At 56.4% G+C, this 26,723-nt stretch carries 26 protein-coding genes and 2 tRNA genes; 12 read left to right on the top strand and 16 right to left on the bottom strand.

Translation table 11 applies throughout. From position 1 onward, the window contains the following. Positions 1–114 precede the first annotated feature (114 nt). The 7 genes from rimI to JK199_RS10135 form a co-directional block, all read right to left on the bottom strand. Positions 115–582 carry a ribosomal protein S18-alanine N-acetyltransferase gene (rimI, locus tag JK199_RS10165; RefSeq protein WP_244985063.1) on the bottom strand — a complete coding sequence of 156 codons (468 nt, stop codon included), beginning with the start codon at positions 580–582 and terminating at the stop codon, positions 115–117. After that, positions 579–1,292 carry a tRNA (adenosine(37)-N6)-threonylcarbamoyltransferase complex dimerization subunit type 1 TsaB gene (gene tsaB, locus JK199_RS10160; RefSeq protein WP_342356312.1) on the bottom strand — a complete coding sequence of 238 codons (714 nt, stop codon included), beginning with the start codon at positions 1,290–1,292 and terminating at the stop codon, positions 579–581. The genes rimI and tsaB overlap by 4 nt, the downstream gene beginning before the upstream one ends. After that, positions 1,277–1,858: a malonic semialdehyde reductase gene (locus JK199_RS10155; protein ID WP_025828031.1), complete on the bottom strand. Its 582-nt coding sequence runs from the start codon at positions 1,856–1,858 to the stop codon at positions 1,277–1,279. Before JK199_RS10155 ends, tsaB begins: the two co-directional genes overlap by 16 nt. 99 nt (positions 1,859–1,957) lie before the next feature. Then, a complete protein-coding gene (locus JK199_RS10150) occupies positions 1,958–2,521 on the bottom strand; it encodes a NifU family protein (RefSeq protein WP_077930770.1) in 564 nt (187 codons plus the stop codon). A gap of 181 nt (positions 2,522–2,702) precedes the next feature. After that, entirely contained in the window at positions 2,703–3,947 is a 1,245-nt protein-coding gene (locus tag JK199_RS10145; RefSeq protein ID WP_212375629.1) for a DNA/RNA helicase domain-containing protein, read from the bottom strand. A 66-nt stretch (positions 3,948–4,013) separates the two neighbouring features. Next, positions 4,014–5,909, bottom strand: coding sequence for a M61 family metallopeptidase (locus JK199_RS10140; protein WP_244985070.1), 1,896 nt, complete (start codon positions 5,907–5,909; stop codon positions 4,014–4,016). 361 nt (positions 5,910–6,270) lie between these two features. After that, positions 6,271–7,140, bottom strand: a complete 870-nt coding sequence (locus JK199_RS10135; protein WP_212375626.1) for a LysR family transcriptional regulator — start codon at positions 7,138–7,140, stop codon at positions 6,271–6,273. Between the two features lie 171 nt (positions 7,141–7,311). On the opposite strand from JK199_RS10135, the gene aldA reads away from it, so the two are divergent. Next, positions 7,312–8,772 carry an aldehyde dehydrogenase gene (aldA, locus tag JK199_RS10130; protein WP_212375623.1) on the top strand — a complete coding sequence of 487 codons (1,461 nt, stop codon included), beginning with the start codon at positions 7,312–7,314 and terminating at the stop codon, positions 8,770–8,772. A 91-nt stretch (positions 8,773–8,863) separates the two neighbouring features. On the opposite strand, the gene JK199_RS10125 is transcribed toward aldA, so the two are convergent. The 3 genes from JK199_RS10125 to uvrA all read right to left on the bottom strand — a co-directional run bounded on the left by JK199_RS10125 (position 8,864) and on the right by uvrA (position 14,066). Further along, complete coding sequence (locus tag JK199_RS10125; RefSeq protein WP_212375621.1) at positions 8,864–10,150, bottom strand: YncE family protein; 1,287 nt, start codon at positions 10,148–10,150, stop codon at positions 8,864–8,866. 157 nt (positions 10,151–10,307) lie between these two features. After that, complete coding sequence (locus JK199_RS10120) at positions 10,308–11,117, bottom strand: creatininase family protein (protein WP_212375745.1); 810 nt, start codon at positions 11,115–11,117, stop codon at positions 10,308–10,310. 57 nt (positions 11,118–11,174) lie between these two features. Continuing rightward, on the bottom strand, positions 11,175–14,066 hold the full coding sequence (uvrA, locus tag JK199_RS10115) for an excinuclease ABC subunit UvrA (RefSeq protein WP_212375619.1): 2,892 nt from the start codon (positions 14,064–14,066) through the stop codon (positions 11,175–11,177). Positions 14,067–14,289: 223 nt separating this feature from the next. On the opposite strand from uvrA, the gene JK199_RS10110 reads away from it, so the two are divergent. The 4 genes from JK199_RS10110 (at position 14,290) to JK199_RS10095 (ending at position 16,651) form a co-directional block, all read left to right on the top strand. Further along, the gene (locus JK199_RS10110; RefSeq protein WP_077931742.1) at positions 14,290–15,279 is read left to right on the top strand and encodes a tetratricopeptide repeat protein; all 990 of its coding nucleotides are present in this window, start codon (positions 14,290–14,292) and stop codon (positions 15,277–15,279) included. A 74-nt stretch (positions 15,280–15,353) separates the two neighbouring features. Beyond that, on the top strand, positions 15,354–15,992 hold the full coding sequence (locus JK199_RS10105) for an LON peptidase substrate-binding domain-containing protein (protein WP_244985062.1): 639 nt from the start codon (positions 15,354–15,356) through the stop codon (positions 15,990–15,992). A 22-nt stretch (positions 15,993–16,014) separates the two neighbouring features. Further along, the gene (locus JK199_RS10100) at positions 16,015–16,209 is read left to right on the top strand and encodes a Trm112 family protein (RefSeq protein WP_035374327.1); all 195 of its coding nucleotides are present in this window, start codon (positions 16,015–16,017) and stop codon (positions 16,207–16,209) included. Between the two features lie 37 nt (positions 16,210–16,246). Beyond that, entirely contained in the window at positions 16,247–16,651 is a 405-nt protein-coding gene (locus JK199_RS10095; protein ID WP_237388906.1) for a hypothetical protein, read from the top strand. A 7-nt stretch (positions 16,652–16,658) separates the two neighbouring features. Here JK199_RS10095 and JK199_RS10090 read toward each other — a convergent pair whose 3' ends face one another. The 5 genes from JK199_RS10090 to JK199_RS10070 all read right to left on the bottom strand — a co-directional run bounded on the left by JK199_RS10090 (position 16,659) and on the right by JK199_RS10070 (position 20,761). Beyond that, complete coding sequence (locus JK199_RS10090) at positions 16,659–18,098, bottom strand: amidohydrolase family protein (protein ID WP_212375614.1); 1,440 nt, start codon at positions 18,096–18,098, stop codon at positions 16,659–16,661. Positions 18,099–18,126: 28 nt separating this feature from the next. Further along, positions 18,127–19,368 carry a multidrug effflux MFS transporter gene (locus JK199_RS10085; protein WP_212375612.1) on the bottom strand — a complete coding sequence of 414 codons (1,242 nt, stop codon included), beginning with the start codon at positions 19,366–19,368 and terminating at the stop codon, positions 18,127–18,129. Between the two features lie 20 nt (positions 19,369–19,388). Then, positions 19,389–19,592, bottom strand: a complete 204-nt coding sequence (locus JK199_RS10080; protein WP_035374330.1) for a hypothetical protein — start codon at positions 19,590–19,592, stop codon at positions 19,389–19,391. A 377-nt stretch (positions 19,593–19,969) separates the two neighbouring features. Beyond that, positions 19,970–20,045, bottom strand: a tRNA-Ala gene (locus JK199_RS10075). Between the two features lie 83 nt (positions 20,046–20,128). After that, positions 20,129–20,761, bottom strand: a complete 633-nt coding sequence (locus tag JK199_RS10070) for a Maf family protein (protein ID WP_212375610.1) — start codon at positions 20,759–20,761, stop codon at positions 20,129–20,131. 368 nt (positions 20,762–21,129) lie between these two features. Between JK199_RS10070 and hemE the strand changes: the two genes are divergently transcribed. Genes hemE through hemJ form a run of 3 tightly spaced genes read left to right on the top strand, consistent with a single transcriptional unit; the run spans position 21,130 to position 23,359 of the window. After that, positions 21,130–22,212, top strand: coding sequence for a uroporphyrinogen decarboxylase (gene hemE / locus JK199_RS10065; RefSeq protein WP_212375608.1), 1,083 nt, complete (start codon positions 21,130–21,132; stop codon positions 22,210–22,212). Beyond that, on the top strand, positions 22,209–22,907 hold the full coding sequence (locus JK199_RS10060) for an HAD family hydrolase (RefSeq protein ID WP_212375606.1): 699 nt from the start codon (positions 22,209–22,211) through the stop codon (positions 22,905–22,907). Before hemE ends, JK199_RS10060 begins: the two co-directional genes overlap by 4 nt. Continuing rightward, positions 22,907–23,359 carry a protoporphyrinogen oxidase HemJ gene (gene hemJ, locus JK199_RS10055; protein ID WP_086654508.1) on the top strand — a complete coding sequence of 151 codons (453 nt, stop codon included), beginning with the start codon at positions 22,907–22,909 and terminating at the stop codon, positions 23,357–23,359. Before JK199_RS10060 ends, hemJ begins: the two co-directional genes overlap by 1 nt. 69 nt (positions 23,360–23,428) lie before the next feature. Here hemJ and JK199_RS10050 read toward each other — a convergent pair whose 3' ends face one another. After that, entirely contained in the window at positions 23,429–24,004 is a 576-nt protein-coding gene (locus JK199_RS10050; RefSeq protein WP_212375604.1) for an NUDIX domain-containing protein, read from the bottom strand. A gap of 70 nt (positions 24,005–24,074) precedes the next feature. On the opposite strand from JK199_RS10050, the gene JK199_RS10045 reads away from it, so the two are divergent. The 4 genes from JK199_RS10045 to JK199_RS10030 form a co-directional block, all read left to right on the top strand. Then, positions 24,075–25,280, top strand: a complete 1,206-nt coding sequence (locus JK199_RS10045) for an MFS transporter (protein WP_212375603.1) — start codon at positions 24,075–24,077, stop codon at positions 25,278–25,280. Between the two features lie 95 nt (positions 25,281–25,375). Further along, a complete protein-coding gene (locus JK199_RS10040) occupies positions 25,376–25,960 on the top strand; it encodes an LOG family protein (RefSeq protein ID WP_025828065.1) in 585 nt (194 codons plus the stop codon). An 80-nt stretch (positions 25,961–26,040) separates the two neighbouring features. Further along, positions 26,041–26,117, top strand: a tRNA-Pro gene (locus JK199_RS10035). Positions 26,118–26,461: 344 nt separating this feature from the next. After that, positions 26,462–26,723 (top strand): hypothetical protein (locus tag JK199_RS10030; protein WP_212375602.1); only part of this gene is annotated, 262 nt, incomplete at its 3' end.

The following is a 26,723-nucleotide window of genomic DNA, read 5'->3' as shown; positions in this document are numbered from 1 at the left end:
AGAACAACTCTGTTTATCACACGTTTTTTCTCAAATCTCTGCGCTGGTCTTTATAGCCAGTTTGCATCTTAAAACTGGCACCGGCTCAGCTTCCAGATCGTGTGGCCTGACCGCTCATACGCCCCAGTTTCGCACCAGCACCCTCGCATCTGACCCATCCGGATAATAGGCGCGTCGCGTCCCGGCCTGCGCAAACCCGGCTCCGGCATACAGCGCCTGTGCGGCTGCGTTTCTGACCGAGACTTCAAGAAACATCCGTTCAGCCTCACGCCCCTGCGCTTCCATCACACCCCATGTCAGAAGCTGCCGCGCAATCCCTTGTTTGCGGAAGGCCGGAGCTACACAGAGAGTGAGAATTTCAGCCTCATCCGCCACGCAGCGGATCATGAGGAAACCTGCGGGCTGCTCCCCTGCAAGAGCAAGGCCCGTCACCACACCGTGCATTGGGAGAAGCTGCTTTAAAGCGGCTTCATCCCAGACATCATCGCCAGAAAAACTTTGGGCATGGAGGGCTGCCAGCACAGCACCGTGAGCGGCCTGCGCCTCAACAATCTCCACTGGCGGCAAGATTGTCTGGGTCAAACCGGCGCGGACCGTAAACCGGCGGCCGGAAGCTTGGCCTCTGGTGGGTCAACATACAAAGGCAGCGCATCCCGTGGCGCAAGCTGTCCTGTCAGTCTTGCAACGGCTACTGCTGCAATCTGGATCGCCGTCGGCTGTATGAGCGCAGAAAAAACAGCATCTTCAACCGGGAGTGACGCTGCCGCATCTCCCGCCAGCACCCAGCGCCCCGGCAGGGGAGACCAGTCTGCAAGAGCGACGGCCTGCACACCCTCCGCGCGCTCTACAAACACACGCCCGCGCCGGGCTGCCGTAACCAGCAGCCACCCGTTCACACTGCCAGAGCTGGCACACTGCGCATCAAGCTCCGGGCGCAAAGCTTCTCCCCGCGTCACCCCGACCAGCGGACACCCCGCCCCAAGCGCATACCCTGCCGCCATGGCGCAGGACGCCCGCAAACCGGTGAAGGAACCGGGGCCTGTCACCACTGCCACAAGATCAGGCTGCACCGCATGTCCGGCTCCCCAGCCTGCCTGCTGCAAAGCACTGGCGGCCAGTAGGCCAATGCCTTCCGCGGCCTGTTTTCCGGCGGCACCTGTCTGGGTGAGCACCGTATAACCGCCTTCAGGCGCAGGAGTGACACAGGCCGCCATTCCTGCGGCGGCATCCCCTGCCGGGCTGCCGTCCAGCACCAGAATACGCTCAGCCATAACACTCACAGCAGACGACACGCTTCATCAAACCCCAGACGCGGAGCGCGGGGCGGCAACTGCTCAATATCCCCATAGCCCAGACAGAGCAGGAAGTTCGCGCGCCAGCCGTCCTCGGCCAGAAAAGCATCTTCCACCATGTTCTGGTCAAACCCGGAGATCGGCAGGGCATCCAGCCCAAGGGCGCGCGCGGCCGTAATCATGTAGGCCCCTTCCAGCGTGCCGTTCCGGAAAGCGGTTTCTTCCGCCAACCCGACATCCGCCGCAAACCACGAACGCAGCTCCTCATTGGGTGCCAGGCGCGGCAGTTCATCAAAAAACAGGGGATCATACGCCACAATGGCAATGACGGGCGCGCCCATCACACGGTTTACATTCCCGGCGGACAAAGCCGGGCGCAGGCGCTCCCGGCCTTCCGATGCGGTAATAAACACAAACCGGGCCGGGCTACAGTTGCCGGAGGTCGGCCCAAGGCTGACCAGACTATACAGGCGGCGCAGCAGGGCAGGCTCCACCGGGCGGGCCATCCAGCGTCGCGGCGTGCGCGCCTTTTGGAAAAGAAGATCCAGCCCGCTATCATCCAGCATTTCTGTCCTGCCTCCGCTGCCCCGCCTGTGCGGGGCTTTCCTGTATCTGCTCCCCTTTTAGGTCACAGACCGGGAGACGGAAAGATGCTGAGCGCGGCCTTAGCCTTCAACCTGCTCCACGGACACAACTTCCGGCACATAATGCCGCAGCATGTTTTCCACACCATGCTTCAGCGTAGCGCGGGAGGACGGGCAGCCCGAACAGGCCCCCTGCATGGTCAGGCGCACAATGCCGTCCTTGTAGCCACGGAACACAATGTCCCCGCCATCTCCGGCCACGGCCGGGCGAACGCGGGTGTCCAGCAGTTCCTTGATCTGGGTGACAATCTCCTGATCTTCTGGCGCAATCGGGTCTTCCGTAATGCCCGCACCTTCGGCCACAACCGGAGCCCCTGACACAAAATGGTCCATCAGAGCTGTCAGCACCAGCGGGCGCAGGTCTGACCAGTCTTCGTAATCAGACTTGGTGACGGACACAAAGTCATTGCCCAGAAACACGCGCGAGACGCCGGGCAACGCAAACAGCGCATCCGCCAGCGGAGACCGGCCAGAAACGGCATCGGCATCAATAAAGTCAATCGTCCCTGCGTCACCCATCACGGCACGGCCGGGAAGGAACTTCAGGGTGGCGGGGTTGGGGGTGTCTTCAGTTTCAATAAACATGGCAACCTGATCCTGATCGTCTGCTACGGGTCTCTCTGGCTCATCAGTTGGCATCACAATGCGGACAGGACAAGTCCTGTATTGCAAGAAAAAACCCGCTCAGCCGGGAAAAACAGGGGTTTTTATAGGCAGGTAGGCCTGCGGAGCAGCCATGCGCCACCTGTGTTCCGCTCTTCACACCTCAATCCGGCGCAGCATCCCGGCTTTTTTGCATCCGCATGAGCCGCGCCCTCAGGGCCGGGTCACTCGCATAAATAAACAGACCATGCACAGCCCGCGTCATCAGCACATTGATCGCATTCAGCATGATGCGCTCTTTTGTGCCATCGGGGTCCTGAATCCCGTCCCGTCCGGCAAACGCCGCACCATCCTCATACCGGCTGGTCTCAATACGGATGCCATCTGTTGCCTGATCATACAGCACGGACGGACCTAAAATCAGCCCCACATAATTCAGGTCAAACCCCTGCACAGTGTACACGGAGCCAACTTCATCAATCGTATCCGGTCGCTCCGCCCATGGCAGTTTTTCATCCGGCAGGGAACGGTCCCAGCGGAGGGTAAAGCGGCCCTCATGGATAAAGTGATCTTCCCCATTCAGCGTGTACGGATAGTCATATGTCGCCACCATGCGGGAGAGACCGTGGCGGGCATTTTCCTGCCTGATCGCCTCGTACAGATCCTGTGCATCGTCAAAAAACCTGAAGTTGAATGTCTGTTTATGGGGCATGGGAAGGATTTTCTTCCGGCAAAACCCGTCAATCCAGTCGAGCACATCCTGTTCCGCCTGCACGCGGAACTGCGTTTTCAGGTGATAAATCTGGCATGGCAGCCCCTGCACCAGACGTTCCAGAAGCGCCTTGCTCCAGCAACTTTTGAATTTCAGAACCTGCTTTTCATCAAAGACCAGAACCGTAATTCTGGCGAGCTTAATCAGTTCTTCAAGATGATTATTTTGTTGAAATCTGTTGTATTTGTCGCTTTTTGTCAGAAGAAGATGCGCTTCATCCACAAAAATAATATCTGCTTTTTTACCTGACTTGTGCATTCTGTTGATGAATGTTGTCGGGCGCTCAAAGTCTTTCTTTTTCAGAGCAGGATAAAACTCAGAAATATTTTTGTAGAGCTTCATCATTTCCGGATGATTAACAACGAGCATATTGTCCGTCTTCCAGAATGGACTATTTTTATCATCCCCGCGTGACAGAGACTGTATTTCATTAAAAATTGAATTTATGACAATACTTTTTCCAGTTCCAGCGTCACCTTCAATAATAAAAACCGCGTGCGCATCATGCAGGTGGGCCACACAAAATGCCTTGATGGCGTTTTTCAGATCCTGCTGCTCCGGCGAGAGATGTTTTTCAGGGGACAGTTTTTCTACCGCGCCGTTTTCATAAAAATCTGTCTGATCAGCCTCTTGCACAGTTCCTCCTTGATGCTGGCCGGAAGGGACTACTTTCCATTCCCCTTCCGGCCAAAACACATCAGATTATTTTCCGGCGGCAGACCCGGCCGCATTGCTTGCCCCAAGGGGAGCGAGCAGCGCGTCCAGAAGCTGCGTGTTCCCGTCCAGATGCGGGTAGCGCAGACCACCATGATATGTGACAGACACGGTATGGTACCGGTCACCATCCTTCAACAGCAGCTCTATCGGGGCTGCATCCTTGTTTTTGGCACTGGTAATCACATCCTGAAGGGCTTCAGGATCATAAGACTCCCCATTGACGGCCAGCAGGTCCTGATCCCGTGTAATCCCGGCCTGCCACGCCGGGCTGCCCCACAAGACGTCACTCACCGTACCCTTCTTACTTACCGTCAGCCCCAGAGAGAACATGAAATCGGAAACATGACGCAGGTCAGAATAAGATTTGATGTAGTCAGAGGGCTTTTCTGTATAGACAACCGTTGCCCCACCGCGCGTAAACCCATCCAGGGGCGCATGGGTGCTGGTGTTGTACAGCCGGTCATGCAGGAATTTTGCCCAGTCATAGGGCTGCACAGCGTTCAGCGTTTTGACGACGTCTTCAAAATTATAGGTGCTGGTAATAATGCTTCCATTATGAGTGCCAAAAAACGCTTTAGCAAAATCATTCAGGCTTTTTGTATTGCCTGACAGTTTGCGGATCAGCGTATCCGCATCCAGCCAGACAAGCTGCCCTTCGGAATAGTAATCCTCGCTCCGCTGCCAGCTTTTCCAGGATTGTGGGGAACGCTGGGCAATAATCGGGTCATTTGTTGTATCAATCAGCGGACGCCACTGCCGACCCTGACGATTATCATAGGTTGCCGCAACTTCCGCCAGCGCCTCCTTGACCTGCGGCACCGTCATCAGCCCTGCGCGCGCGGCCAGCACATAGCCCCAGTATTGCGTCTGCCCTTCATACACCCACAGGCCCGTGCCGCGCTGCGGAGTATTGAAGTCCGGCGCCCACAGCCCGTCCGGACGGCGATATTTTCCATCCCATGAATGGGTAAATTCGTGGGCCAGCAGATCCCGCATCCCGAAGGTTTTATCCCAGTGGGTAAAGTACCCACGCGGACCGCTATTTTCACTGGACTGATGATGTTCCAGCCCAATGCCTCCCAGCTTGGTTGTCAGAGCCAGCAGAAAATCATAATGCGCATAATGGTGTGACCCAAAAAGCAGGTTTGCCTGCTTTACAAGGTTTTTATGCGCCTGAATCTGTGCCTCTGTCGCGGCCAGATCTTCCGGATGGTCCGCCATGACGTTCAGCGTGACAGACACCTTATCATCCTGTGTCAGGTCAAACTTCCGGAAATACTTGCCTGCAAAAATAGGGGAATCAACCAGTGTGTTGAAGGACACAGGCTGGAAGGAGACCTTGCTGCCGCTCCCTGTGCCATCAGACCGCAGAGCCGTGCCGTAGGACCACCCCTGCGGGAAGACCACGCTCGGATGCACCATAATCTGCCGCGTAAAATAGCCTGCCGGATACAGGGAAACTGCGGACCACTGGATATTCTCCATTGTATCCGTCATGACCACGCGCCCCACTTTGGGGGACACAGGTGTCAGCAACTGGTAGGACACTTCAAGCTGTTTTGTACCCTGCGGCACATCAATATGGAACGCGCTGACAGTCACTGTATCCCGCAGCCACGGAATCACTTTTCCATCGGCTTTTACTGTCAGGTCGCCCACCTGATTGATCGTCCCGCTGGGGGAGTGGTTCCCCGGCAGCCACATCGGGTAGAGCAGCACAAAATCCCCACCTTTTTCCACATAGCGGGTAGGGAGAGGGATTGTCTCCTTCATGCTCAGGATATGGCGGGCAAGGTCTGTGCCATCGACGGACAGAGAGAGTGTGCTGCCAAACGGCACATCCTGCGGGGCAGGTACAGCAGGAGGAAGCGGGAGTGGCATGGGCTGCGGCTGGGCGGACAGATCCGCAGCCAGCCCCTGTGGGGCCCCTGCAAGAGCAAGGCCGACCACGGCAAGGCATGGGGCTGTCAGCCCGACGCTGGACAGAAAGCGGTTTCGTAATGACATCACCAGATCTCCAACGGATGCGGTACGCCCTGAACGCCATCCGGCAACAGGCCGCACGCATGATTTCATTACGCTTTTGAAGCACTCTCACAGAGGCCTGTCGAGGCCTGAAATCCCCCTCATGCTCACTTTCACTCACTCTGCCATCAGCACTTTGGCAACGCCGCAAAAAGCCCGCGAAAGACCATTCTCATGCTGACGCCTCTCGGTGACGTGTCCGCCATGTCTGAGAGAATTACTGCCGCGTTTCCTGTGCCAGTTTAATAAATGTTTCAACACTCTGGTTTTTTGCGTGTTTGCGCCACACAAAATAAACATCTGTCGGGCCGGAGCCGTCCAGCCTGAAGGTCCTGAGTGTTTCACCTCTTTCACGAAACTGCCGGATAACACTTTCCGGCATACAGGACAGTCCTCCTCCCGCCCTGAGGCATGCAAGGATCAGATCATAAGATTCCAGCGTCAGAACAGAGCGCGGCTGGTAACCTTTATCCTCAAGCCACTGCTCCGCGCACCGCCTGTAAAAACAGTCTTTATTAAACAGATAGAAGTCTGATTGCGCGATCAGATCCGGTGTAATTTTCTTTACATGACCGGGCACAACCAGATGCAGCTTTTCAGAAAAGGCAAACGTGCCCTCCAGCATGGTATTTTCCACCGGTCCGTCCGTCAGCGCCAGATCAATAGCCTCTGTTATCAGCATATCTTCAAGACTAAAGCTTGGTTTTTGTAAAATATTAAGCTGTATTCCCGGATACGCACGCATAAAACGCGGCACACAGCGCGGGAGCAGGCTTAGAAACGCCACATCCAGCGCGCCCACAGTCAGAATACCGCGTGGCTGCCCCTCAGACCAGAGTTTTGGCAGGCGCTCGGCCCGGCAGACAATATCTTTTGCTTCTTTATAAAAAAGGCGACCTGCTGGCGTAATCAGAAGTTTTTTACGGTCCCGTACAAACAGATCCTGCCCCAGATCAGCCTCAAGCTCCTTCAACCGCATCGTAAGGTTTGAGGCAACGCAATGCATTTGCCGCGCGGCCGCAGCAATGGAACCTGCTTCAACAATAGCACAGAAAAATCTGAGGTGAGACAGCTTGGGAACATACATGGTATCATCACTTTTAGTGAGTATTTTACTCTTTTATAATCACTTTCCATCATACGCAAAGCTGTGAAACGATGGGAACCATCAGCAGCACAGACGTTTTTAACAGCAATACCCCAAAACGGGCACGTAGACCGTCTGATGCTCCCCTCTGTTTTACAAGGTGATTTTTCAATGCCGTCTTCAAAAAATCCTCCGCACTATAACCTGTTTATCAAAGGTGCATGGGCCAAACCCAGTGGTGGCGAAATGCTGGAGATCCGCAACCCTGCGACGGGAGACATCGTTGGCGTTGTCGCAAACGGGGCTGAGCAGGATGTCAAAACTGCTGTGGCCGCTGCCGCTGGAGCCTTTCCGGCATGGAGCCGCAAAACCGCCGAGGAACGCGCGGATGCGCTGTATGCTTTTAAAGAGCTGATTGAAAAAAATGCAGATCACCTCGCCAGCCTCATTACCAGTGAAATGGGTAAACCGCTAAAAGAAGCAAAAACAGAAGTTGCCTTTGCGGCCGGACTGCTCCGCTTTGCGGCTGAAAATACCCGCAGACTGGAAGGAGATATTATTCCGGGGAGCCGCCCGGGAGAAAAAATTCTGATTGAGAAAATTCCGCATGGCGTCATCGGTGGAATTTCCGCATGGAATTTCCCGCTGGCTCTGTTTGCCCGCAAGGTCGGACCCGCACTGGCCGCTGGCAACACCATTGTGATCAAACCGCACGAACTGGCACCGCTGGCGGCGCTGGAAGCCACACGCCTTGCCGGAGAGGCTGGTATTTTCCCTGCTGGCGTACTGAACGTCGTGCCGGGGGATGGAAAAGGCGTTGGCACCCCGCTGGTGGAGCACCCGGATGTCCGGCTGATCACCATGACAGGCAGCACGGCCACGGGTAAGAAAATCATGGCTGCCGCGGCTGAAACCCTAAAAGAAGTTCGGCTGGAACTGGGGGGAAAAGCACCCTTTATTGTTATGGAGGATGCCGATCTGGAGAAAGCCGCCACAGCCGCCGTTGTGGCGCGCTTTACCAATGGCGGGCAGGTCTGCACCAGTAATGAACGCACTTACGTCCATGCCGCAGTTTATGAAAAATTTGCTGATTTAGTCAGTAAGAAAATTGCGACCCTGAAAGTTGGCAACCCGCTTGATGCAGAGACTGATATGGGGCCAAAAGTCAGTGAGCAGGAACTGGAAAAAGTTCATGCCATGGTTGAAAAAGCTGTCTCTCAGGGTGCGAAGCTGGAAACCGGCGGCCAGCGCCTGAAAGGCGGGATTTATGATAAAGGCTTTTTCTACGCCCCGACTTTACTGACCAATGTCAAGGAAGGGATGGACATTATACAAAATGAAGTGTTCGGCCCGGTTATGCTGCTGACAAAGGTCACGGATTTTGAAGATGCACTGCGTCAGGCCAATGATTGCCGCTATGGCCTGTCCGCCTACGTCTTTACGCAGGACCTGAAAACCATCATGCGTATCAGCTTTGATCTTAATTTTGGGGAAATTTACGTGAATCGTGAAGGTGGCGAAGCGCCGCAGGGCTTCCATCATGGTTACAAAGATAGCGGCCTTGGCGGGGAAGATGGCAAATACGGTCTTGAAGCCTATGTGCAGACCAAGACGATTTATCTGAACGCCTGATACTCACGACCTTCGACCTTACGACAATAAAAAACCCCTTCCTTAGCTATTAAGGAAGGGGTTTTTCTGTTCTGGATCATCTCTCTCAGGCTTAGCGCAGAATACCGGTGTGCCCGATGGAATACCGGCCCGGCTGTGGCCAGACGGTCAGACCGTGCGGCTCCGCTCCGACCGGAATTTTCTTCATAGAGCCGTCTTCCGTGTTGATCTGGTAAACAACATCGTCAAAACGGCCAGAGAGCCAGAGGGTTTTACCATCGGCGCTTACATTGCCCATGTCCGGGCTGCCCCCTTCAGGGATCGGCCAGTTAGCGACAATCTTGTTGGTTGCAAAGTCAATGACCGTCACACCGCCAGCCTTGCTGTGCGGTTTACCGTGAATTTTATGAGACCCACGGTTCGCAACATACATCTTCGTGCCATCACGGCTGGGATACAGGCCGTGTGTGCCAACCCCGGTCGGGATAAAGCCAATTTCCTTAAAGCTGTCGCCGTCCACCATGAAAACGCCATCGGCCATCATATCGGCCACGTAGAACGTCTTACCATTGGGGGAAATCAGAATATCCTGCGGCATGCCGCCACTGGAAAGCTTCAGATAACCAAGGACCGTTTTATTAACGGTATCGACCTTCACCAGATGGCCGCCAAATTCACAGGTGAAGATCGCGTAACGCCCATCAATAGAGAAATCGGCGTGGTTCACGCCTTTACAGTCCGGCGTTTCCACAGACTGCTGGAGCGCCATGGTATGCGGGTCACGGAAGTCCAGCCGTTTACGCGCCTCGGCCACCACAATGGCGGATTTGCCATCGGGTGTGAAATACATGTTGTAGGGGTCGTCCACCGCAACGGCCGGGCCGGGTTTGGCGGTGCGCGCATCAATAGGGGTCAGGCTGCCATTTGTGGTGCCTTCCGCATTGTTCGTCACCCACAAGGTCCGCAGATCCCAGGACGGCACAACATGCTGCGGGCTTTTCCCAACGGGGAAGCGGTCCACCACTTTGGATGTTGCCGGGTCGATCACGGACACATCATTGGAGCGCAGGTTCGGCACATATACGCGGGCCGGGTCCTGTGCCACTTCCGGATTGATATGCTCCGGTGTGGTCTCACTATACAGGTTGGCCGGGTTGATAACCGGCGGCATGCCCGGGATGGTCTGCACAGCAGAAGGCGCTGCGGCAGTGGCTCCGGCCGTCTGGACGGGAGCACCCTGCACAACCGGGGTCTGCCCCGGGGCGGACTGCGGAGCAGCAGACGGCGCGGTTGTCTGCACAGGGGACTGACTGGCTTCCTGCGCAACGGCCAGACCGGCCCCTGCGCCCAAAGCGACAAACACAGCCGTAGCGGCTGCCAGATGTCTTTTTACTACCATAATATTACAGCCCATCCCTTTCTTGTGCTGTCATCGTCACGCAACGAGGCTTTAGCATATGGGCGATTAGGCGTCTATTTTCGCCCCTCTGGTGCAAAAACGTTCTTTATTGAGATTTATTCTTAAAGACTCTTTAAAGACCTTTCTGGCCTTGTATTCAGAACCCTCGTGCCGCCTGAATAGCCTGCACGGCAGCAGAGATCTGCATCCCAAGACCAGCCTGCCCGAGAACCGCGGAGGCCCTGCGCGGGTCTCCCCCATAAATTCCCTGCTGTGCGGACGGGGCACCAGCGTGATGCAACGCATCCTGCCGCACCATGGAAGGGTCAACCGCCAGCATCAGGGAGGTGTCACTGATATCTGCATGCTGGCCCACATCCTTGCCATACCCCTGCTGCTTCAGCCAGTCAGCGTACTGGTGTGCGATCACGGTATAAAATCCACTGACATACAGGGCCTGTGCCCCATTCCCATGCCATTTCTGATTAAGCGTGGCGGCCGCTTTTCCCAGATATTTCTGGTAACCACCGTGATCCCCCACAAAAACAATCAGCCGGAAGCCCTGCACCTGAAAACTCTCCCCGGCGGAGATCAAGAGTTTTTCAAAAACATCAGGTGGAACCGTAATTGTTCCGGGGAAACGCATATGGGAAGAGCGCGGTGAAGTGCCGCCTTCCGGCACGTAGGCCACAACAGGAGCAACCAATGTTTTTCCGGTTTTTTCCGCAATTTTTTCCGCAAGATAAGCAGCGCGTTCATTATGCTTGCCAACGGCAATGTAGGGGCCACTCTGCTCCGTGCCCCCCACGGGGATGATGATCGTCGTCACGCCCGCCGCAACACCGGATTGAATTTCCGTCCATGTGTGTTTTTCAAACAGAACAGAATTTGCCGTGCTGCCTGACTGGCCGCCCTGTTCCACAGTCTGCGCAGATACCGGTGAGGACAGCAGGGCTGCCCCCAGCATAAGCCCCGGCACAACACACTGGAAAACCTTATTTTTTTTGTTTTTTACAGGCACAGCTTATTTCTTCTTTTTTCTGGTTTTAGCCGAAGCGGGAGCCAGCAGCGGAGCAAGAAACTGGCCGGTATAGCTTTCCTTGCAGGCCACAATATCTTCCGGCGTGCCTTCCGCAACAATGCGGCCACCGCCATCACCACCCTCCGGCCCAACATCCACAATCCAGTCGGCGGTTTTGATCACTTCCAGATTATGTTCAATGACAATCACGGTATTACCCTGATCCACCAGCGCATGCAGAACTTCCAGAAGCTTACGCACATCTTCCGTATGCAGCCCGGTTGTCGGCTCATCCAGAATATACACGGTCCGACCTGTTGCCCGGCGTGCCAGCTCCTTCGAGAGTTTGACACGCTGAGCCTCCCCACCCGAAAGGGTGGTTGCCTGCTGGCCCAGAGCAACATAGCCCAGACCGACTTTTTGCAGAATGGCCAGTCTGTCCCGGATACGGGTCTGTGCGGAAAAATAGGGCAGGGCTTCATCCACGCTCATTGCCAGCACATCGGCAATGGATTTTCCTCGGAATTTGATATCCAGCGTCTCGCGGTTATAGCGCGTGCCTTTGCAGGTATCGCAGGTGACAAACACATCCGGCAGAAAGTGCATCTCGATTTTGAGAACACCATCCCCCTGACACGCCTCGCACCGCCCACCCTTTACGTTGAACGAGAACCGGCCCGGCTTGTAACCCCGCGCCTTGCTCTCCGGCAGTTCTGCAAACCAGTCACGGATAGGGGTAAACAGGTCTGTATAAGTTGCCGGGTTGGAGCGGGGGGTGCGGCCAATGGGAGACTGATCGATATCAATAATCTTATCGAGCAGCTCAATCCCTTTAATGTTTTTATACGCTTCCGGCGTCTGGGAAGACCCCATCAACTGCCGGGACAGGGCTTTATAAAGCGTATCAATAACCAGCGTGGATTTCCCGCTGCCGGAAACCCCTGTTACGCAGGTAAACGTGCCCAGAGGAAAATGGGCCGTGACGTTTTTCAGGTTATGCCCTGTGGCGCCTTCTACCGTGAGGACTTTTTTCTTGTCATACGGCCGCCTGTGCTCCGGCACCGGAATCCGCTTACGCCCGGACAGATAAGCGCCTGTCAGGCTTTCCGGCACCTTGGCAACTTCTTCCGGGGTGCCTGCGGCAATCACAGTGCCGCCGTTCACACCCGCTCCAGGCCCCATATCCACAAGCCAGTCCGCACTGCGGATTGCATCTTCATCATGCTCAACAACAATCAGAGTATTTCCGAGCTTTTTCAAACGCTCCAGCGTTCCAAGCAGTCGCTCATTATCGCGCTGATGCAGGCCAATCGAGGGTTCATCCAGCACATAGAGAACCCCGGTTAGCCCGGAGCCAATCTGGCTGGCCAGCCGGATACGCTGACTTTCACCGCCCGATAACGTGGCGGAACTGCGGGAGAGCGTCAGATAGTCCAGCCCCACATCATCCAGAAAGGTCAGACGTTCCTGAATTTCCCGCAAAATACGCCGTGCAATCTCAGCTTTCTGGGGTGTGAGCGTTGGCATGACGGTCTCAAACCACTCCAGCGCCGTACCAATTGGCAGGTCACAGGCCTGAGCAATGGTTTTATCTGCAACACGGACAGACAAAGCTTCTGGCCGCAGGCGTGCCCCGTGGCAGACATGGCATGGCTTTTCTGACTGGTAACGGGAGAGTTCCTCACGCACCCACATACTGTCCGTGTTGGCCAGACGCCGGGCCAGACTGGCCAGAACCCCTTCAAACGGTTTGCTGACCGTGTAACTTTTCCGGCCATCCTGATAGGTAAAGTCTATGTTCTCTTCAACACCGTTCAGAATACCGTCCTGCGCCTTTTCCGGCAGGTCTTTCCATGGGGTGTCCATGCTGATGCCAAAATGCGCGGCCAGGCTTTTCAGTGTCTGTTCCAGCAAAGGCGATTTTGCATCTTTCCACGGTGCAATGGCCCCTTTCTGCAAAGACTTTGAAACATCCGGCACCACAAGAGCCGGATTGAAAAATGTTTCAGACCCCAGCCCATCACAGGACGGGCACGCCCCCTGCGGCGCATTAAAGGAGAACAGGCGCGGTTCAATTTCTTCCAGCGTAAAACCGCTGACAGGGCAGGAAAAACGGGAAGAAAAAACCAGACGTTCCGGCTCTGCGTCTTTGTCTTTCAGAACTTCTTCGGTGTAGGCAATGCCATCGGACAGGCTCAGGGCTGTTTCAAAACTGTCAGCCAGACGGGTTTCAATCCCTTCTTTCACAACGACCCGGTCCACCACTACTTCCACAGTATGGCGCAGCTTGCGGTTCAGGGCCGGGACGTCCGCAATTTCATACAGTTCCCCATCCACCTTTACGCGGGTAAAGCCCTTGCGCTGCAACTCCGCCAGCTCTTTCCGGTATTCCCCTTTACGGTCCCGGATAACGGGGGAGAGCAGCAGCAGGCGCGTGCCTTCGGGCAGCGCCATGACACGGTCCACCATCTGGCTGACGGTCTGCGCTTCAATCGGCAAACCGGTGGCTGGAGAGTACGGCACCCCGGCCCGCGCCCAGAGCAGACGCATATAGTCGTAAATTTCCGTCACGGTCCCCACGGTGGAGCGGGGGTTTTTGGACGTGGTTTTCTGCTCAATGGAAATCGCGGGGGAAAGCCCTTCTATGGAATCCACATCCGGCTTGCCCATCAGTTCCAGAAACTGGCGGGCGTAAGCGGAGAGGCTTTCCACATAACGGCGCTGGCCTTCGGCGTAGATCGTATCAAACGCCAGTGACGATTTCCCGGAGCCGGAAAGCCCGGTCACAACCGTCAGACAATCCCGTGGAATATCGATATCAACATTTTTGAGGTTGTGCGCCCGTGCCCCGCGCACACTGAGTTTCTGAGCACTGGGAAAAGATGGATTGTCCATAAAATACCGCTGCCGTTCCTGTTTTGTCCAGTATGCCGCCTTTGCCTCCCTTCATGCAATCAGGGAATGGCCGCCCGGCACGTCTTCCATGCTGATATGGGATGTCTCTCGCCAATTCCCATTGCACCGGGGCAAAGGATTCACCATTTAGAAAGCTAATGCGGTTTGCGCCGCCGGATGGACCCCGCGCCACCCCGTCGTTTTGAGCAAGGATGAACACCAGATGGACCATATTATTGGCCAGCAAGCCCCTCAGGCTTCCGGCAGCCTGATGCAGGACCCGCTGGCACAGGGGCAGACCGCCACGCCTCAGGCCTCAGCCCCGCTGATTACGGATGGCACACAGGCCACCTTCATGCAGGATGTGATTGAAGCCAGCCGGTCCATCCCTGTGCTGGTCGATTTCTGGGCGGACTGGTGTGGCCCGTGCAAGCAGCTTGCTCCGGTGCTGGAAAAGGTTGTGACCGCGGCCCGTGGCAAGGTACGCCTTGTTAAAATTGACATTGAAGCCAACCGCGCGCTTGCCGCCCAGCTCACGCAGATCGGCCTGCCGCTGCAATCCATCCCGATGGTCGCGGTCTTCTGGAAAGGCCAGATTCTTGACCTGTTTCAGGGCGCTCTGCCGGAAAGCGAGATCAAGAAATTTGTGGAAGGCGTGCTGAAGGCCGCCGGTGGGGGTACGCTGCCCGCAACGGAACTGCTGCAGGAAGCCACTGTGGCAATGGAGACCAACCAGCCTGCGCACGCTGCGGAGCTGTTCTCCGGCGTTCTGGGTGAAGAACCGGAAAACCCGAAAGCATGGGGCGGCCTGATCCGCGCCATGCTGGCTCTGGATGATGAAGAAGCTGCCGACGCTGCCCTTGCCGACGTGCCGGAAAAAATCCGCGATACACCCGAGGTTGCAGGCGCACGCGCGGCGCTGGAACTCAAAAAGGAAGGCCGCAAGGCCGCGCAGGAAATGGAAGAGGTCCGCGCCCGCCTTGCCGCCAACCCGCAGGATCACGCCGCCCGCTGCGAACTCGCAACAGGCCTGAATGTGGCTGGCAAGCGGGAAGACGCTGCGGATGAACTGCTTTCCATCATCAAAGCAGACCCGAACTGGAACGAGGGTGCCGCCAAACAGCAGCTTTTCCGCTTTTTTGAAGCCTGGGGCCATGATGACCCCGCGACACTGGCCGCCCGCCGCCGGCTGTCTTCCCTCCTGTTTTCCTGACACGGTTCCTCTTGGCCTCTTTCTTTCCTGACGAAGAAATTCTGCGTCACGTTCCCAGAGTTTCAGACCTGACTATGGCCGATATCCCTGCGGAAATCGGCCTGTTTCCCCTCAGCGGCGTTCTGCTGCTGCCACGGGGCAAGCTGCCGCTGAACGTGTTTGAACCGCGTTACGTGGCACTGGTGGAAGATGCTCTGGCCTCCCAACGGCTGATCGGCATGATTCAGCCTTTATGGAAGGAAGAGGATGAAGAAGAGCACAATAAAGCCCCGCCTCTTTATTCCGTTGGCTGTCTGGGCCGCATTACCTCCTTTACAGAACGGGCCGATGGCACCTTTGCCGTAACCCTAAGCGGCGTGGCCCGGTTCCGGGTGCTGCGGGAGACAGGCCTGCACAGAGGGTACCGTCAGGCACGGATTGATGTCTCATCCTTTGTGGGTGATCTGAGCGAAATTCCGTCCGAGCCTTTTGACCGTGACAAACTGTTCAATTCTCTGCGCCAGTATTTTCGCCAGAAAGGGCTGACAGCCCGCTGGTCTGTTATTGAACAGATGGAGGATGACGCCCTGCTGGTCACCCTTCCCATGATCTGTCCTTTTCCTCCGGCGGAAAAACAGGCATTGCTGGATGCAGGTAGCCTGACAGAGCGTGTGCGTGTGCTGCAAATGCTGCTAGACCTGTCTGGTCCTGAAGAGGAAGGTCCGCCTTCCTGAATCATTTTTATGGGTATGACTCATGTCTGGTGCTGAAATTTCTCCTCCGCTTGACCAGCGGCTCCTCTCCATTCTGGTCTGTCCGGTGACAAAAGGCCCGCTGACCTATGATGCCACCACCAATGAGCTGATCAGCGCACAGGCTAAACTGGCCTTCCCCATCCGGGATGGCATTCCTGTCATGCTGCCGGAAGAAGCCCGCCCCCTCGAAGGCTGAGTTTTTTAATATCCTCAAGGCTGGATAACGCTCTGCCGTGAAACGCTGCGCCCCTCTGCTCAGAACCAGATCCGCTCCACGCCTCATGCTGGAGCTGGGGGCGCTCGTTCTGGCGGCCCCCCTGCTGGCCGGATGCCATGTCGAGATTGAAGGCGATAATATCGACCTTCCTCCAGAACGGCCGGGCCGTTTCCTGCCCGAGGCCGCTCCGGCAGAAGCCCGCGCGGCGCAGGAGCAGGAACGGCGAGAAGATATGGCGCGCAATAACGGCCAGAACCCCGATAAAGCCCAGCCAACCGACCGGTACGAGCCTCTGGCTCCCTCCGACGCTGCAACCGGCCCGCTCCAGGCAGGGGACGGCCACAGCGTTATCCCGGAAACACAGGCTATTTACGGCAAGCGGGAACAACAACAGCCGTCATCGGCCCCGCAGTCGCACTAAGTCTGCTTCAGCGCGGCACCAGAGGTCCGGCTGCCCGCACACCACCGCGCCAGACAGCGGCAATCTGGTCAACAGCCGCAATATTGTCCGCAGGATCTGCCTCCAGCACCACAAAATCTGCACGCTTGCCGGGAGCAATCACCCCACGGTCAGACAGGTTCAGCAAAGCGGCGGCCTGACTTGTCGCCAGTGTCAGCGCCTGAAGGGGCGTCAGCCCGGCCTGCACCAGCAGCCTCAGTTCCCGGTGTTCCGCAAAGCCGGGAATCCTTACCGGAGCCGCGCCGGAATCCGTGCCAAAGCCAATCTTCACCCCGGCTTTATACAGTGTGAGCAGGTTTTTCTGGTTCATCGCCACAGCCGCGTGTGAGGCCTTCGCCAGAGGGGAGGAGACCGTTTTCTGCCGCCATGCCGGGTCTGAAAACTGTTTTTGCAGGTCCGCACTCAGGCCAGCCTTCAGAACCGGATCATTCAGGATTTCAGGCTGTTCAGCAAACAGGTATGTCGCTTCATCCAGACTGATTGTGGGAATATACCACACGCCCCGGTCTTTCAGAGCGGCAATAAAGGTGCCGTCCACCGGCTCGTCCCGCACACCATGCGCAATAATGTCTGCCCCGGCGGCTACAAGCCGCTTGCCGTAATCCAGATCATGAATATGCACGGCCACACGCAGATGCTGGCTATGGGCTTCATTGATAACAGCCTGCCAGATTTCCGGCTTCATAACAGGCAGGGGCTTCTGGCTGGCTACTCCGTTGCGGAAATCATCCACCCAGAGCTTCACAAGGTCCGTATGCTCCCGCGCCATGGTCTGCACGGCCTGCTGTGCCTCAGCCACGGTAGCGGGGCGGAAAATCTGATCTTTCCCGACCTTGACCATGCCCTCCGGCGGCATCCCTCCGGGCACGCCTATCCCCTGATCAACCCCGAACAGATCTGCCCCGGCCGAACCATCCGCATGCTGGGCCTGCCGGAGATCATCAAAAAGAGGAGATTTTGTCAGACCAAGGGCGGTGACGGTCGTCACGCCATAGCGTTCATACTGGTCCAGCGCCCCTTTGATAACGGGTGCTGTAAAGTTTTGAGACCCGACAGAAGTGCCCGAAACAACGCCCACATGGCTGTGGTTACTGATCAGACCGGGGATCAGCGTTTTACCGGAAAGATCAATCCGCTTTGCACCCTGCGGCACAGCCAGCTTGCCCGTATGCCCCACGGAAACAATGCGGGAGCCCTGCACCAGCACCGCCATATCATCCTGTTCTGCAGCACCCGTGCCATCAAACAGACGCACATGCTCCAGCACAACAGGAGAAGAGGCTTGTGCCTGCTGCGCCCATGCAGATCCCTCCGTGCTTCCCAGACCAATTACGCTGGCCGCAACACCGGCCAGTAGCAGGCGGGAAAGCCCCTGGCCTGCCTGCTTTTCCTCTGAACGCCACCCCATAGACCCGTCCTTTTCTGTCGAACGGTGCTTAGTCCTCGTCGGCGCCAATTTCGGGGGCATGTCGCCGCATGAGGTCCGCACCGGCCATTCCAACAATCCCCACCATCATGCCAATGGCGGTTGGTATTGCGCTGCCACCGGGCAGCAGACCCACCAGAACACTACTCAATGAACCAATTCCAAACTGCATGGTTCCCAGCAGGGCAGACGCGCTGCCTGCATGCTGGCCATGATGATAGAAGGACATCACAGTCGCATTCGGCCCGATAAAGCCCAGCGCGCCGGTAATGCTGGCAATCAGCGTGCAGGTCAGAAGAGCGTGATGCTCCCCGGCAACCCCGCACAAAGCCAGCACCGTGAACAGCCCTCCGGCAACAATTGCCCAGAGCAAAGCACCTTCCAGCAGCACCGGCATGGCAACCCGATGCACAAGGCGACCGTTGATCTGCGTTCCCAGAATGAAAGCCGCCGCATTCACCCCGAAAAACGCCCCGAACTGACCGGGCGTGAAATGCAGCACCTGCTCAAATAGCACAGGAGCACTACCCAGATAGGCAAACATCACAAAGGTTGAAAATGTGGCGATCAGCGCGTTGGACAGGAACACCGACTCCTGACTGATGGTAATATAGCGCGTCAGAATTTTGATGGGGGAAAACGCAACCCGGCGTTCTGGCCGCAACGTATCCGGCAGAGAGCAGAACAGGCCGACAATGGCGGCCAGCGCATAGAACGTGCCGATCCAGAAGATCCACCGCCAGTTGCCAAATTGCAGAACAAGACTGCCCAGACTGGGGGCCAGAACAGGCATGACACCAAAAACCAGTGTGAGCTGAGACATCAGCTTCGCACCTTTTTTGCCTGTTGCCACATCACGCACAATGGCGCGCGGAATCACGGCGCTGGCCGACCCGCCAACGGCTGCCACAAAGCGACACAGGCAAAACAGATGATAATCCTGCACCATCGCGCAGCCAGCGGAGGCAATGGCAAATACCAGCAGGCCAAGCATAAGCGGCACACGGCGGCCAAATCTGTCAGACAGCGGCCCCTGAGAAAACTGCCCGATGGCCAGCCCTAAAAACCAGGCCCCCAGCGTAAACTGGGCTGAACCTTTGCCGCCCCCAAGATCGTGCTCCACCTCCGGAAAGGCGGGAAGATACATATCCGTTGCCACCGGCCCAATGGCGGTTACCAGCCCCAGCAAAACAATCAGCCAGGGTGTAAAGCCGGTTCCCGGCACAAACGGGGCAGGAGAAAAGCGCGGCATAGTCTGAATGTCCCAGCCTGTTAGAGTCCAAGCCAGCCAGAAAACATCCAGAGGCCACCAATCAGAAGAGCCCCTGCTATCAGAACAGGCAGGAGAACCGTTAGCAGAAAACTGCCTTTTGGCTCAGCGGGCTCGGCAATGCCGGTTTGCTGAAAAATCCGGTCTGCCCGGGCATCTGCCTCAGCATCCTCCGGGCTTTCTTCTGTCCAGTTCTGATCTGCCATATGTCCCTCCTGCGGCCCACTCTCCGGTCTGCGTCAGCCTCCGGAGGGGCTGACACATCATCAAAGACGTGTTGTGCTTACAGTAGAAAGCCCGGAATGCTCAGAAACATTTTAGGCAGCCAGAGACTAAGCAGCACCGAACAGAGTCAGGAAAAAACCTTATCTGCTTCAGAAAACCCACACTTCGACAGAGCTGAGCATTAAGCACCGGGCTTCTGGGAAGAGGCATTATCAATTTTTGCGAAGAGGCAGGATTGCAGCGTGAAGGTCGGATAGACCCTGTGCAGGAATTATCCCAAACTGCCTGCTTTAAAAACGCTTACAGCGTGAGCGTTTGAAAGTATTTTATAGCGGGAAAAGACAAAAAAAGCGGAAACTGGTGGAGCCAATCGGGATCGAACCGACGACCTCCTGAATGCCATTCAGGCGCTCTCCCAACTGAGCTATGGCCCCACACTGTTCCATTCAGGCCACATGACGTGGCTTGCCTGTGCACGCCTGATACAAGACGATTTCAGGGCTGACAAGTCCCTATTTTAGGAAAACAACACCCCCATCTCTCTCAGCCCTTCCAGCAAAGGCAGGAGTGGCAGGCCGAGAATAGCCGTCTGATCTCCCTCCATCCGGGCAAACAGATGCAGGCCCGGCCCTTCAATACGATAGGCTCCGACAGAATACAGGCACTCTTCACCTTCCGCTGCCAGATAGGCATCCAGAAAAGCGTCAGAAAAGGAACGCATTGTCAGCTGAGGTTCAGAGACATGCTGCCACAGGACCTGCCCGTTCCGGCACATCACCACAGCCGTATGCAGGGTATGGGTCTGGCCTTTTAGGGAGAGAAGCTGTGTCCGCGCTGCGGGGAGGTCCGCAGGTTTGTCATACCAGCTTCCATGACAGGAAAGCATCTGGTCCGCCCCGATAATAAAGGCATCCGGGCAGGAGAGGGAAAGCGCCTTGGCTTCCGCCAGACGGAGGGCAACTGTCTGCGGTGTTGCCCCCTCTGCCCATCCGGCCTGTTTAAGAGGCGCTTCATCAACAGAAGACGTCAGCACAGAGAAGGTCAGTCCGGCATTTTCCAGAAGTGTGCGGCGGATAGCAGATCCGCTCGCCAGAACCAGTTTATGGCGCGAGTCCTGTATTGGAGTCGGTTTGAGTACTAAATCTGTCACGAAAGCGAGTCTCTTTCAGGTACTGAGCAATAAGGGGGATGTGAGTACTCTCCTGAGTACCGGGGTACATGTGGATTGTACGGCGATCATGACAAGCGCGTACCGAGTACCGTGCACAACTCACGAGAGTCATGAACCGGTGAGTTGTACACACCCTCATTTGGGTACATTCTGGATAACTCTGAAAACCTCAGCATTTCCAACGCTCTGCAATCTGTACACAGTGTGGGAAAGATGGGGTACATTTTCGGAATGGTGGGTACCCCGTCATCCACAGTACCCTTTAACCTCTAAATCCATTTCTATTCTTTTATTTTATATTTTAGGACCGTGGACAGGTTGGACAAAGACGTGCAGGACTTCAGGCCATGACCAGCAACACAGATATCCCCCCCTCCAAACGCCTGCTCAGAACATTGAACGGTGAGGCTGTCTGGCCACCGCCAATGTGGCTGATGCGACAGGCAGGACGTTTCCTCCCGGAATTCCGGGCCATGCGCGCCAGAGCAGATTTTCTGACACGCTGCATGACACCGGAAATTGCGACCGAACTGACCTTGCAGCCTATCCGCCGCTTTGGGATGGATGGCGCTATTCTGTTCTCTGACATTCTCATTCTGCCCTGGGCCATGGGGCAGTCCCTTGAGTTTGTTGAAGGCACAGGGCCGGTTCTGGGTGCAATCCGCAGTGAAGCCGATCTGGCAAAACTCGATCCTGCACGCATTGCAGAGGTGACGGCTCCGGTTCTGGAAACGCTATCCCGGCTCAGAAGCATTCTGGACGGCCCTGACGATATTGGCGTTGCAAAAGGGGGTGCAACGACACTGCTGGGCTTTACCGGTTCCCCCTTCACGGTTGCCTGCTACATGGTGGAAGGTGGCGGCTCGCGTGAATTTGCCATAACCCGCAGCATGGCTTTTTCTGAACCCGCGTTGTTTGACAGGCTGATGGCGCTGCTGACGGAGCAGACAGCAACCTATCTCTGTGCCCAGATTGAAGCGGGTGCTGAAGCTGTCATGCTGTTTGATTCCTGGGCAGGTCTGCTTTCTCCTTCAGAATTCCGTAAACATGTGATCGCGCCGACGCGCCTGATTGTGCAGACCATTAAAGCGCGCTACCCCTCCGTGCGCGTTATTGGTTTTCCGCGTCTTGGCGGCGTGATGGTGGCAGAATATGCGCGGGAAACCGGCGTGGATGTTCTCGCTCTGGATACCGGGGCAGATTTTGCGACTGTGCGCAGTATGGTGCCGGAGCATGTGGCGTTGCAGGGGAACCTTGACCCGGTTGCTGTTCTGGCCGGCGGTGAGGCCATGCGGCGTGAAGCTCTGGCTGTCCGCAATGCCGGTCGTGGCCGCGCGCATGTCTTTAATCTTGGTCACGGTGTTCTACCGCAAACGCCTGTTGAGCATGTGGCGGATCTGGTCAAAACAGTGCGGGAGACCGGTTTATGACGCAGGCTTTAGCACTTTCTCCTGAAGGGCACCTGAAACTTGTCATTTTTGACTGTGATGGTGTTCTGGTGGACAGTGAACAGACCTGTTGCCGGATCAGCGCGGAAGAAGCCCGCGCTGCTGGCCTGACTATTCCGCCTGAAAAGGCGGTTGAAGAATTTTCCGGCATGGCATTGCCGGAAATTCAGAAAGATATTGAAAAGAAAACCGGAAAATCTCTCGGGTCTGACTGGGCAGATCGTGTCCAGAAGCGTTTTGTTGAAGCGATGAAACAAGGCGTTGACCCGATTGATGGCGTGCATGCCATGCTTGAAGGCGTCAGAAAACTGGGTTTGCCTGTGCGTGTCGGGTCCAATTCCTCGGTTGAGGAAATGGATGCGAAATTCATCGCCACCGATATGACGCATTATTTTGCAAACCGGATTCATTCCGCGCGGGATATGGGCGTGCCCAAACCCCGGCCAGATGTGTATCTGCATGCCGCAGCACAGGAAGGCGTTTCGCCTGAAAACTGCGTTGTGCTGGAAGACAGCAATACCGGTGCGCGTGCGGCGGTGGATGCTGGGATGATGTGTATTCTGCTCCGGCCGGGGTCAGAGCCGGTTCCGGACTGGAAAAACCTGATCCGTATCCATCACCTTTCAGAATTTGTGCCGATTTTACAAAAAGCCTTGCAGAGTCAGGGATCAGTCTGATGACGTTTGATGCTCTTCTGCCCTGGGTACGCTGGATTCTGGCCTTTCACGTCATGTCTGTCATGGCGTGGATGGCTGGTCTTTTCTATCTGCCGCGTCTGTTTGTCTATCACTGTCAGGTGCGTATCGGCTCAGAAGAGAGCGAGCGGTTTAAAATCATGGAGCGCAGATTGTTGCGTGCCATTATAAACCCGGCCATGTGCGCCAGCCTGCTGTTTGGTGTGCTTCTGGTGTTAACGCCGGGAAGTGTGGACTGGCATGCAGGCTGGTGGCATTGCAAACTTACTGCACTGGTCGGCATGTTTGCGTTTCATGGTTTCTGTGCCCGCTGGCGGCGCGAGTTTGCGGAAGACAGAAATACCCACCCGGAACGATATTACCGGATAGCGAATGAGATCCCGACGGTTCTCATGATGATTATCGTCATTATGGTAATTGTTCGCCCGTTCTGAATAATCTGTGAGGCTCTCTGACTCCGTCAGGAAAGTCAGAAAGCCTTACAGGAAAAATCCATACGTTTTTTAAATCAATCCCTGTGCGCGAAGTAGTCCGAAAGCTGACAGCGTGACCATGCAGGTGATCTCGTTTTTACGGATCATCTCCTCCACCTCTTCCAGTAAAAGTGTGTGGCAGGTCATGTCCTGTTCAGTTTCTTCACGCGCGCACGGGCCTTGTGTCAGCCCGGTCGCCAGATAGACATGCCCCTTCTGGGTGGTGAAGCCCGCGCCCTGATACATCACACCGGCATGATGCAGCGTTTTGGCAATCAGCCCTGTTTCTTCCTGTAACTCTCCGGCGGCCAGTGTTTCCGGTGCGGCGTCAGGCCGGTCTTCCCACATGCCCATGGGGAATTCCCACAGCCGCTGGCCAATCGGGTAACGATACTGGTTGACCAGCGTCACGGTGGGCCGCCCGTCTTCTGTTTCACCCAGCGGCAGGATAACAACAAATTGACCGCGCTCGACCACCCCATACAGCCCATCTTTGCCATTGGGCCGCCGAATGATGTCTTCCCTTACGCGGGTCCATGGGTTTTCATAGGCAATACGGGAAGAGAGCGTGACATATCCGCCTGCGTCCGGAAGGGGCTTCGTCATGGAGCGGGTCTTTCATCTGGAAATAGGATCTTGAACACGCTGTATAGCATCATTTTTTGAGGAATGTTTCATGTCGGAAGGGGCTGTCCGCACGTCCTCGGTTACGTTTGTTATTCTGGCCGTCGTGATTTTTACGCTGTTTTGTTACACGGATATTGGCCTGCAAATTGCCGTCGTGCCCCTGTTTGTGCGGGAAAAACTTGGTTTTAGTTCCGCCATGGCGGGGTTTGCTGTCTCTGTTCAGTATCTGGCCACGTTCGCCTCCCGCGTCGGGGCAGGCAAGCGGGTGGATACAGATGGCCCGAAGCGTGTTGTGCTGATGGGTCTGAGCACCGGCGTGCTGTCTGGCCTGCTGCTGGTTGCGGCCGCTCTGCTGGTGGCCTGGCCACGTCTTGCCCTGTTGTGTGTGCTGGCCGGGCGGGTTGCGCTGGGGGTTGCGGAAAGCTGGGTGGCAACGGCCGTCATTATCTGGAACATCCGCAGGGCAGGGGTCAGCCGCACAGCGCAGGTTATTTCCTGGAACGGGGTGTGTTCCTATGGTGGCATCGCGCTGGGCGCGCCGGTTGCGACACTGATCTACCACAGTGTGTCCGTGCCAGTTCTCGGCGGATTTGCGGGGGTTGGGCTGTTGTCTGCGGCGCTGATGGGGATAGGGATTCCGCTGGCTTTGCGTCAGCCAGCCGTGGCCCCGCTGGTTGCGGGCAAGCAGCCTTCATTTTTTACAGTGTTAGGGCGTGTCCTGCCCTACGGGCTTGCTCTTGCTGCCGGGTCCGTCGGGTTCGGGGCAATTTCCGCAATGCTGGCACTGTATTTTTCTGATCAGAACTGGAGTGGCGCGGCGTTTGCGCTGGCGTTGTTCGGGATTACGTTTGTGCTGACCCGCTTTGCGTTTACCCGCCAGATTGCAAAACAGGGCGGAATTACTGTGGCGATGGTCTCCTTGCTGGTGGAAGCTCTGGGGCTGTTTGTACTGGCCTTTGGGCAGACTGTTGCGTGGGCTTATGTTGGCGCGGCTTTGACAGGGGCAGGATTTTCTCTGGTGTTTCCTGCACTGGGTGTTGGCGCTGTGGCGCAGACAGGCCCGGAGAGCAAAGGGGCGGCAATTGGGGCATTTTCTGTCTGTCTGGACATAGCCATAGGGATTTCCGGCCCTCTGCTGGGCCTGATGATCCCGCTTTGGGGGTATGGTGCCGTGTTTCAGGCTGCGGCTTTTGTCAGCCTTGTCGGGGTTGGGCTGTGTGTGGGGCTTAACAAGAAAACCCGCCTTGCGTCCTGAAACAGTCTCGTAAAGATTTTCAGCCCTGCATAAGCCGTGAAAACACGGTATGGTTTTTTGCTACTCAGAACGTGAGAAAAAAGGAGAAGGACCCTATGCCCTCGACCCTGAATGCCGTTGCCGTTTTCTGCGGGTCTCGCTTTGGGAAAAACCCGCTTTATAAACAGGCGGCGCAGACCGTTGGCCAGACGCTGGCACAGGCCGGGATCCGTCTGGTGTATGGCGGTGGCGCACATGGGCTGATGGGCGTTGTGGCAGATGCAACCCTCCGCGCAGGCGGCGCTGTGACCGGTGTAATTCCCGATTTTCTGGAAAGCCGGGAAAAAATGCATGAAGGCGTGGCCGAACTGATTGTAACGGACTCGATGCATACCCGGAAGCAGATCATGTTCTCACGCGCGGATGCGTTCTGGATTCTGCCCGGCGGCTTTGGCACGTTTGATGAGATGATGGAAATTCTGACATGGAAGCAGCTTGGACGCCACAGCAAGCCAATTATCCTGATTAACACGGCAAACTGGGCCGATATGCTGCTTGCCGCTTTGGATGCTGCCGTGGAGCAGGGGTTTGCCTCAGCAGAGGCACGGGCCATGATTGAGGCCGTACCGGACGTTGAAACAGCGCTGGCGCGTTCTCTGTGTGCGGAGCAATCAGACCGCGTCGCTGTGGATCAGCTCTGAGAGCAGCAGAGAATTCCACTTCTCTGCGTTTCACCTCTTGCTAAGAGGGCTGGAGAGGGGTATAGCCCGCTCACGGTCATCGGAGTGTAGCTCAGCCTGGTAGAGCACTGTGTTCGGGACGCAGGGGCCGGAGGTTCGAATCCTCTCACTCCGACCAGACTTTTCCCGCAAAAACTGTTAAATCTGTTCCCCCTCTTTCAGGGTGGGCTAATGGATTTAGGACCGGATCTCTCTGGCATAGGATCTGCATCTGATGCACGGCAGCCTGCGTCTGGAGGCCTGCCTCAGCCATCAGATTGCCGTATGGCGCATCTATTCTCCCTTCAAATGGCCGAAACGCTGTATCGTGTGTCAAAGCTGACATCTAAAGCGCGTCAGGCAGCTTTTCTGTGGAAATCCGGTCAACGGTTTCCCACGTCTTATTCAGAGATACGTTATGTTCCGTGCAGGAACCGGATGCCAGAATCAGGCCGGATGGCTGGCCATAAGAGGGGGCAGATCATGAAACGCACTTCACTGCATTATGGACGGCTGGCGGCATGCCTGCTGCTGACCTGTGCTCTCTCTCCTGCTGCGCTGGCCCATCCCGGCGGGGGAGGTGGCGGGTTTGGCGGCGGCGGTGGCATGCACGGCGGTTTTGGTGGTGGTCCCGGTGGTGGCTTTCACGGAGGCCCCGGTGGGGGGCCGGGCGGTGGATTTCATGGCGGCGGACCCGGATTTGGCGGGGCTGGTTTTCACGGTGGTCCGGGGTTTGGCGGTGGAC

This window comes from Acetobacter persici, assembly GCF_018256955.1.
Lineage (GTDB): Bacteria > Pseudomonadota > Alphaproteobacteria > Acetobacterales > Acetobacteraceae > Acetobacter > Acetobacter persici.
This window is presented reverse-complemented; position numbering and strand designations above follow the sequence as displayed.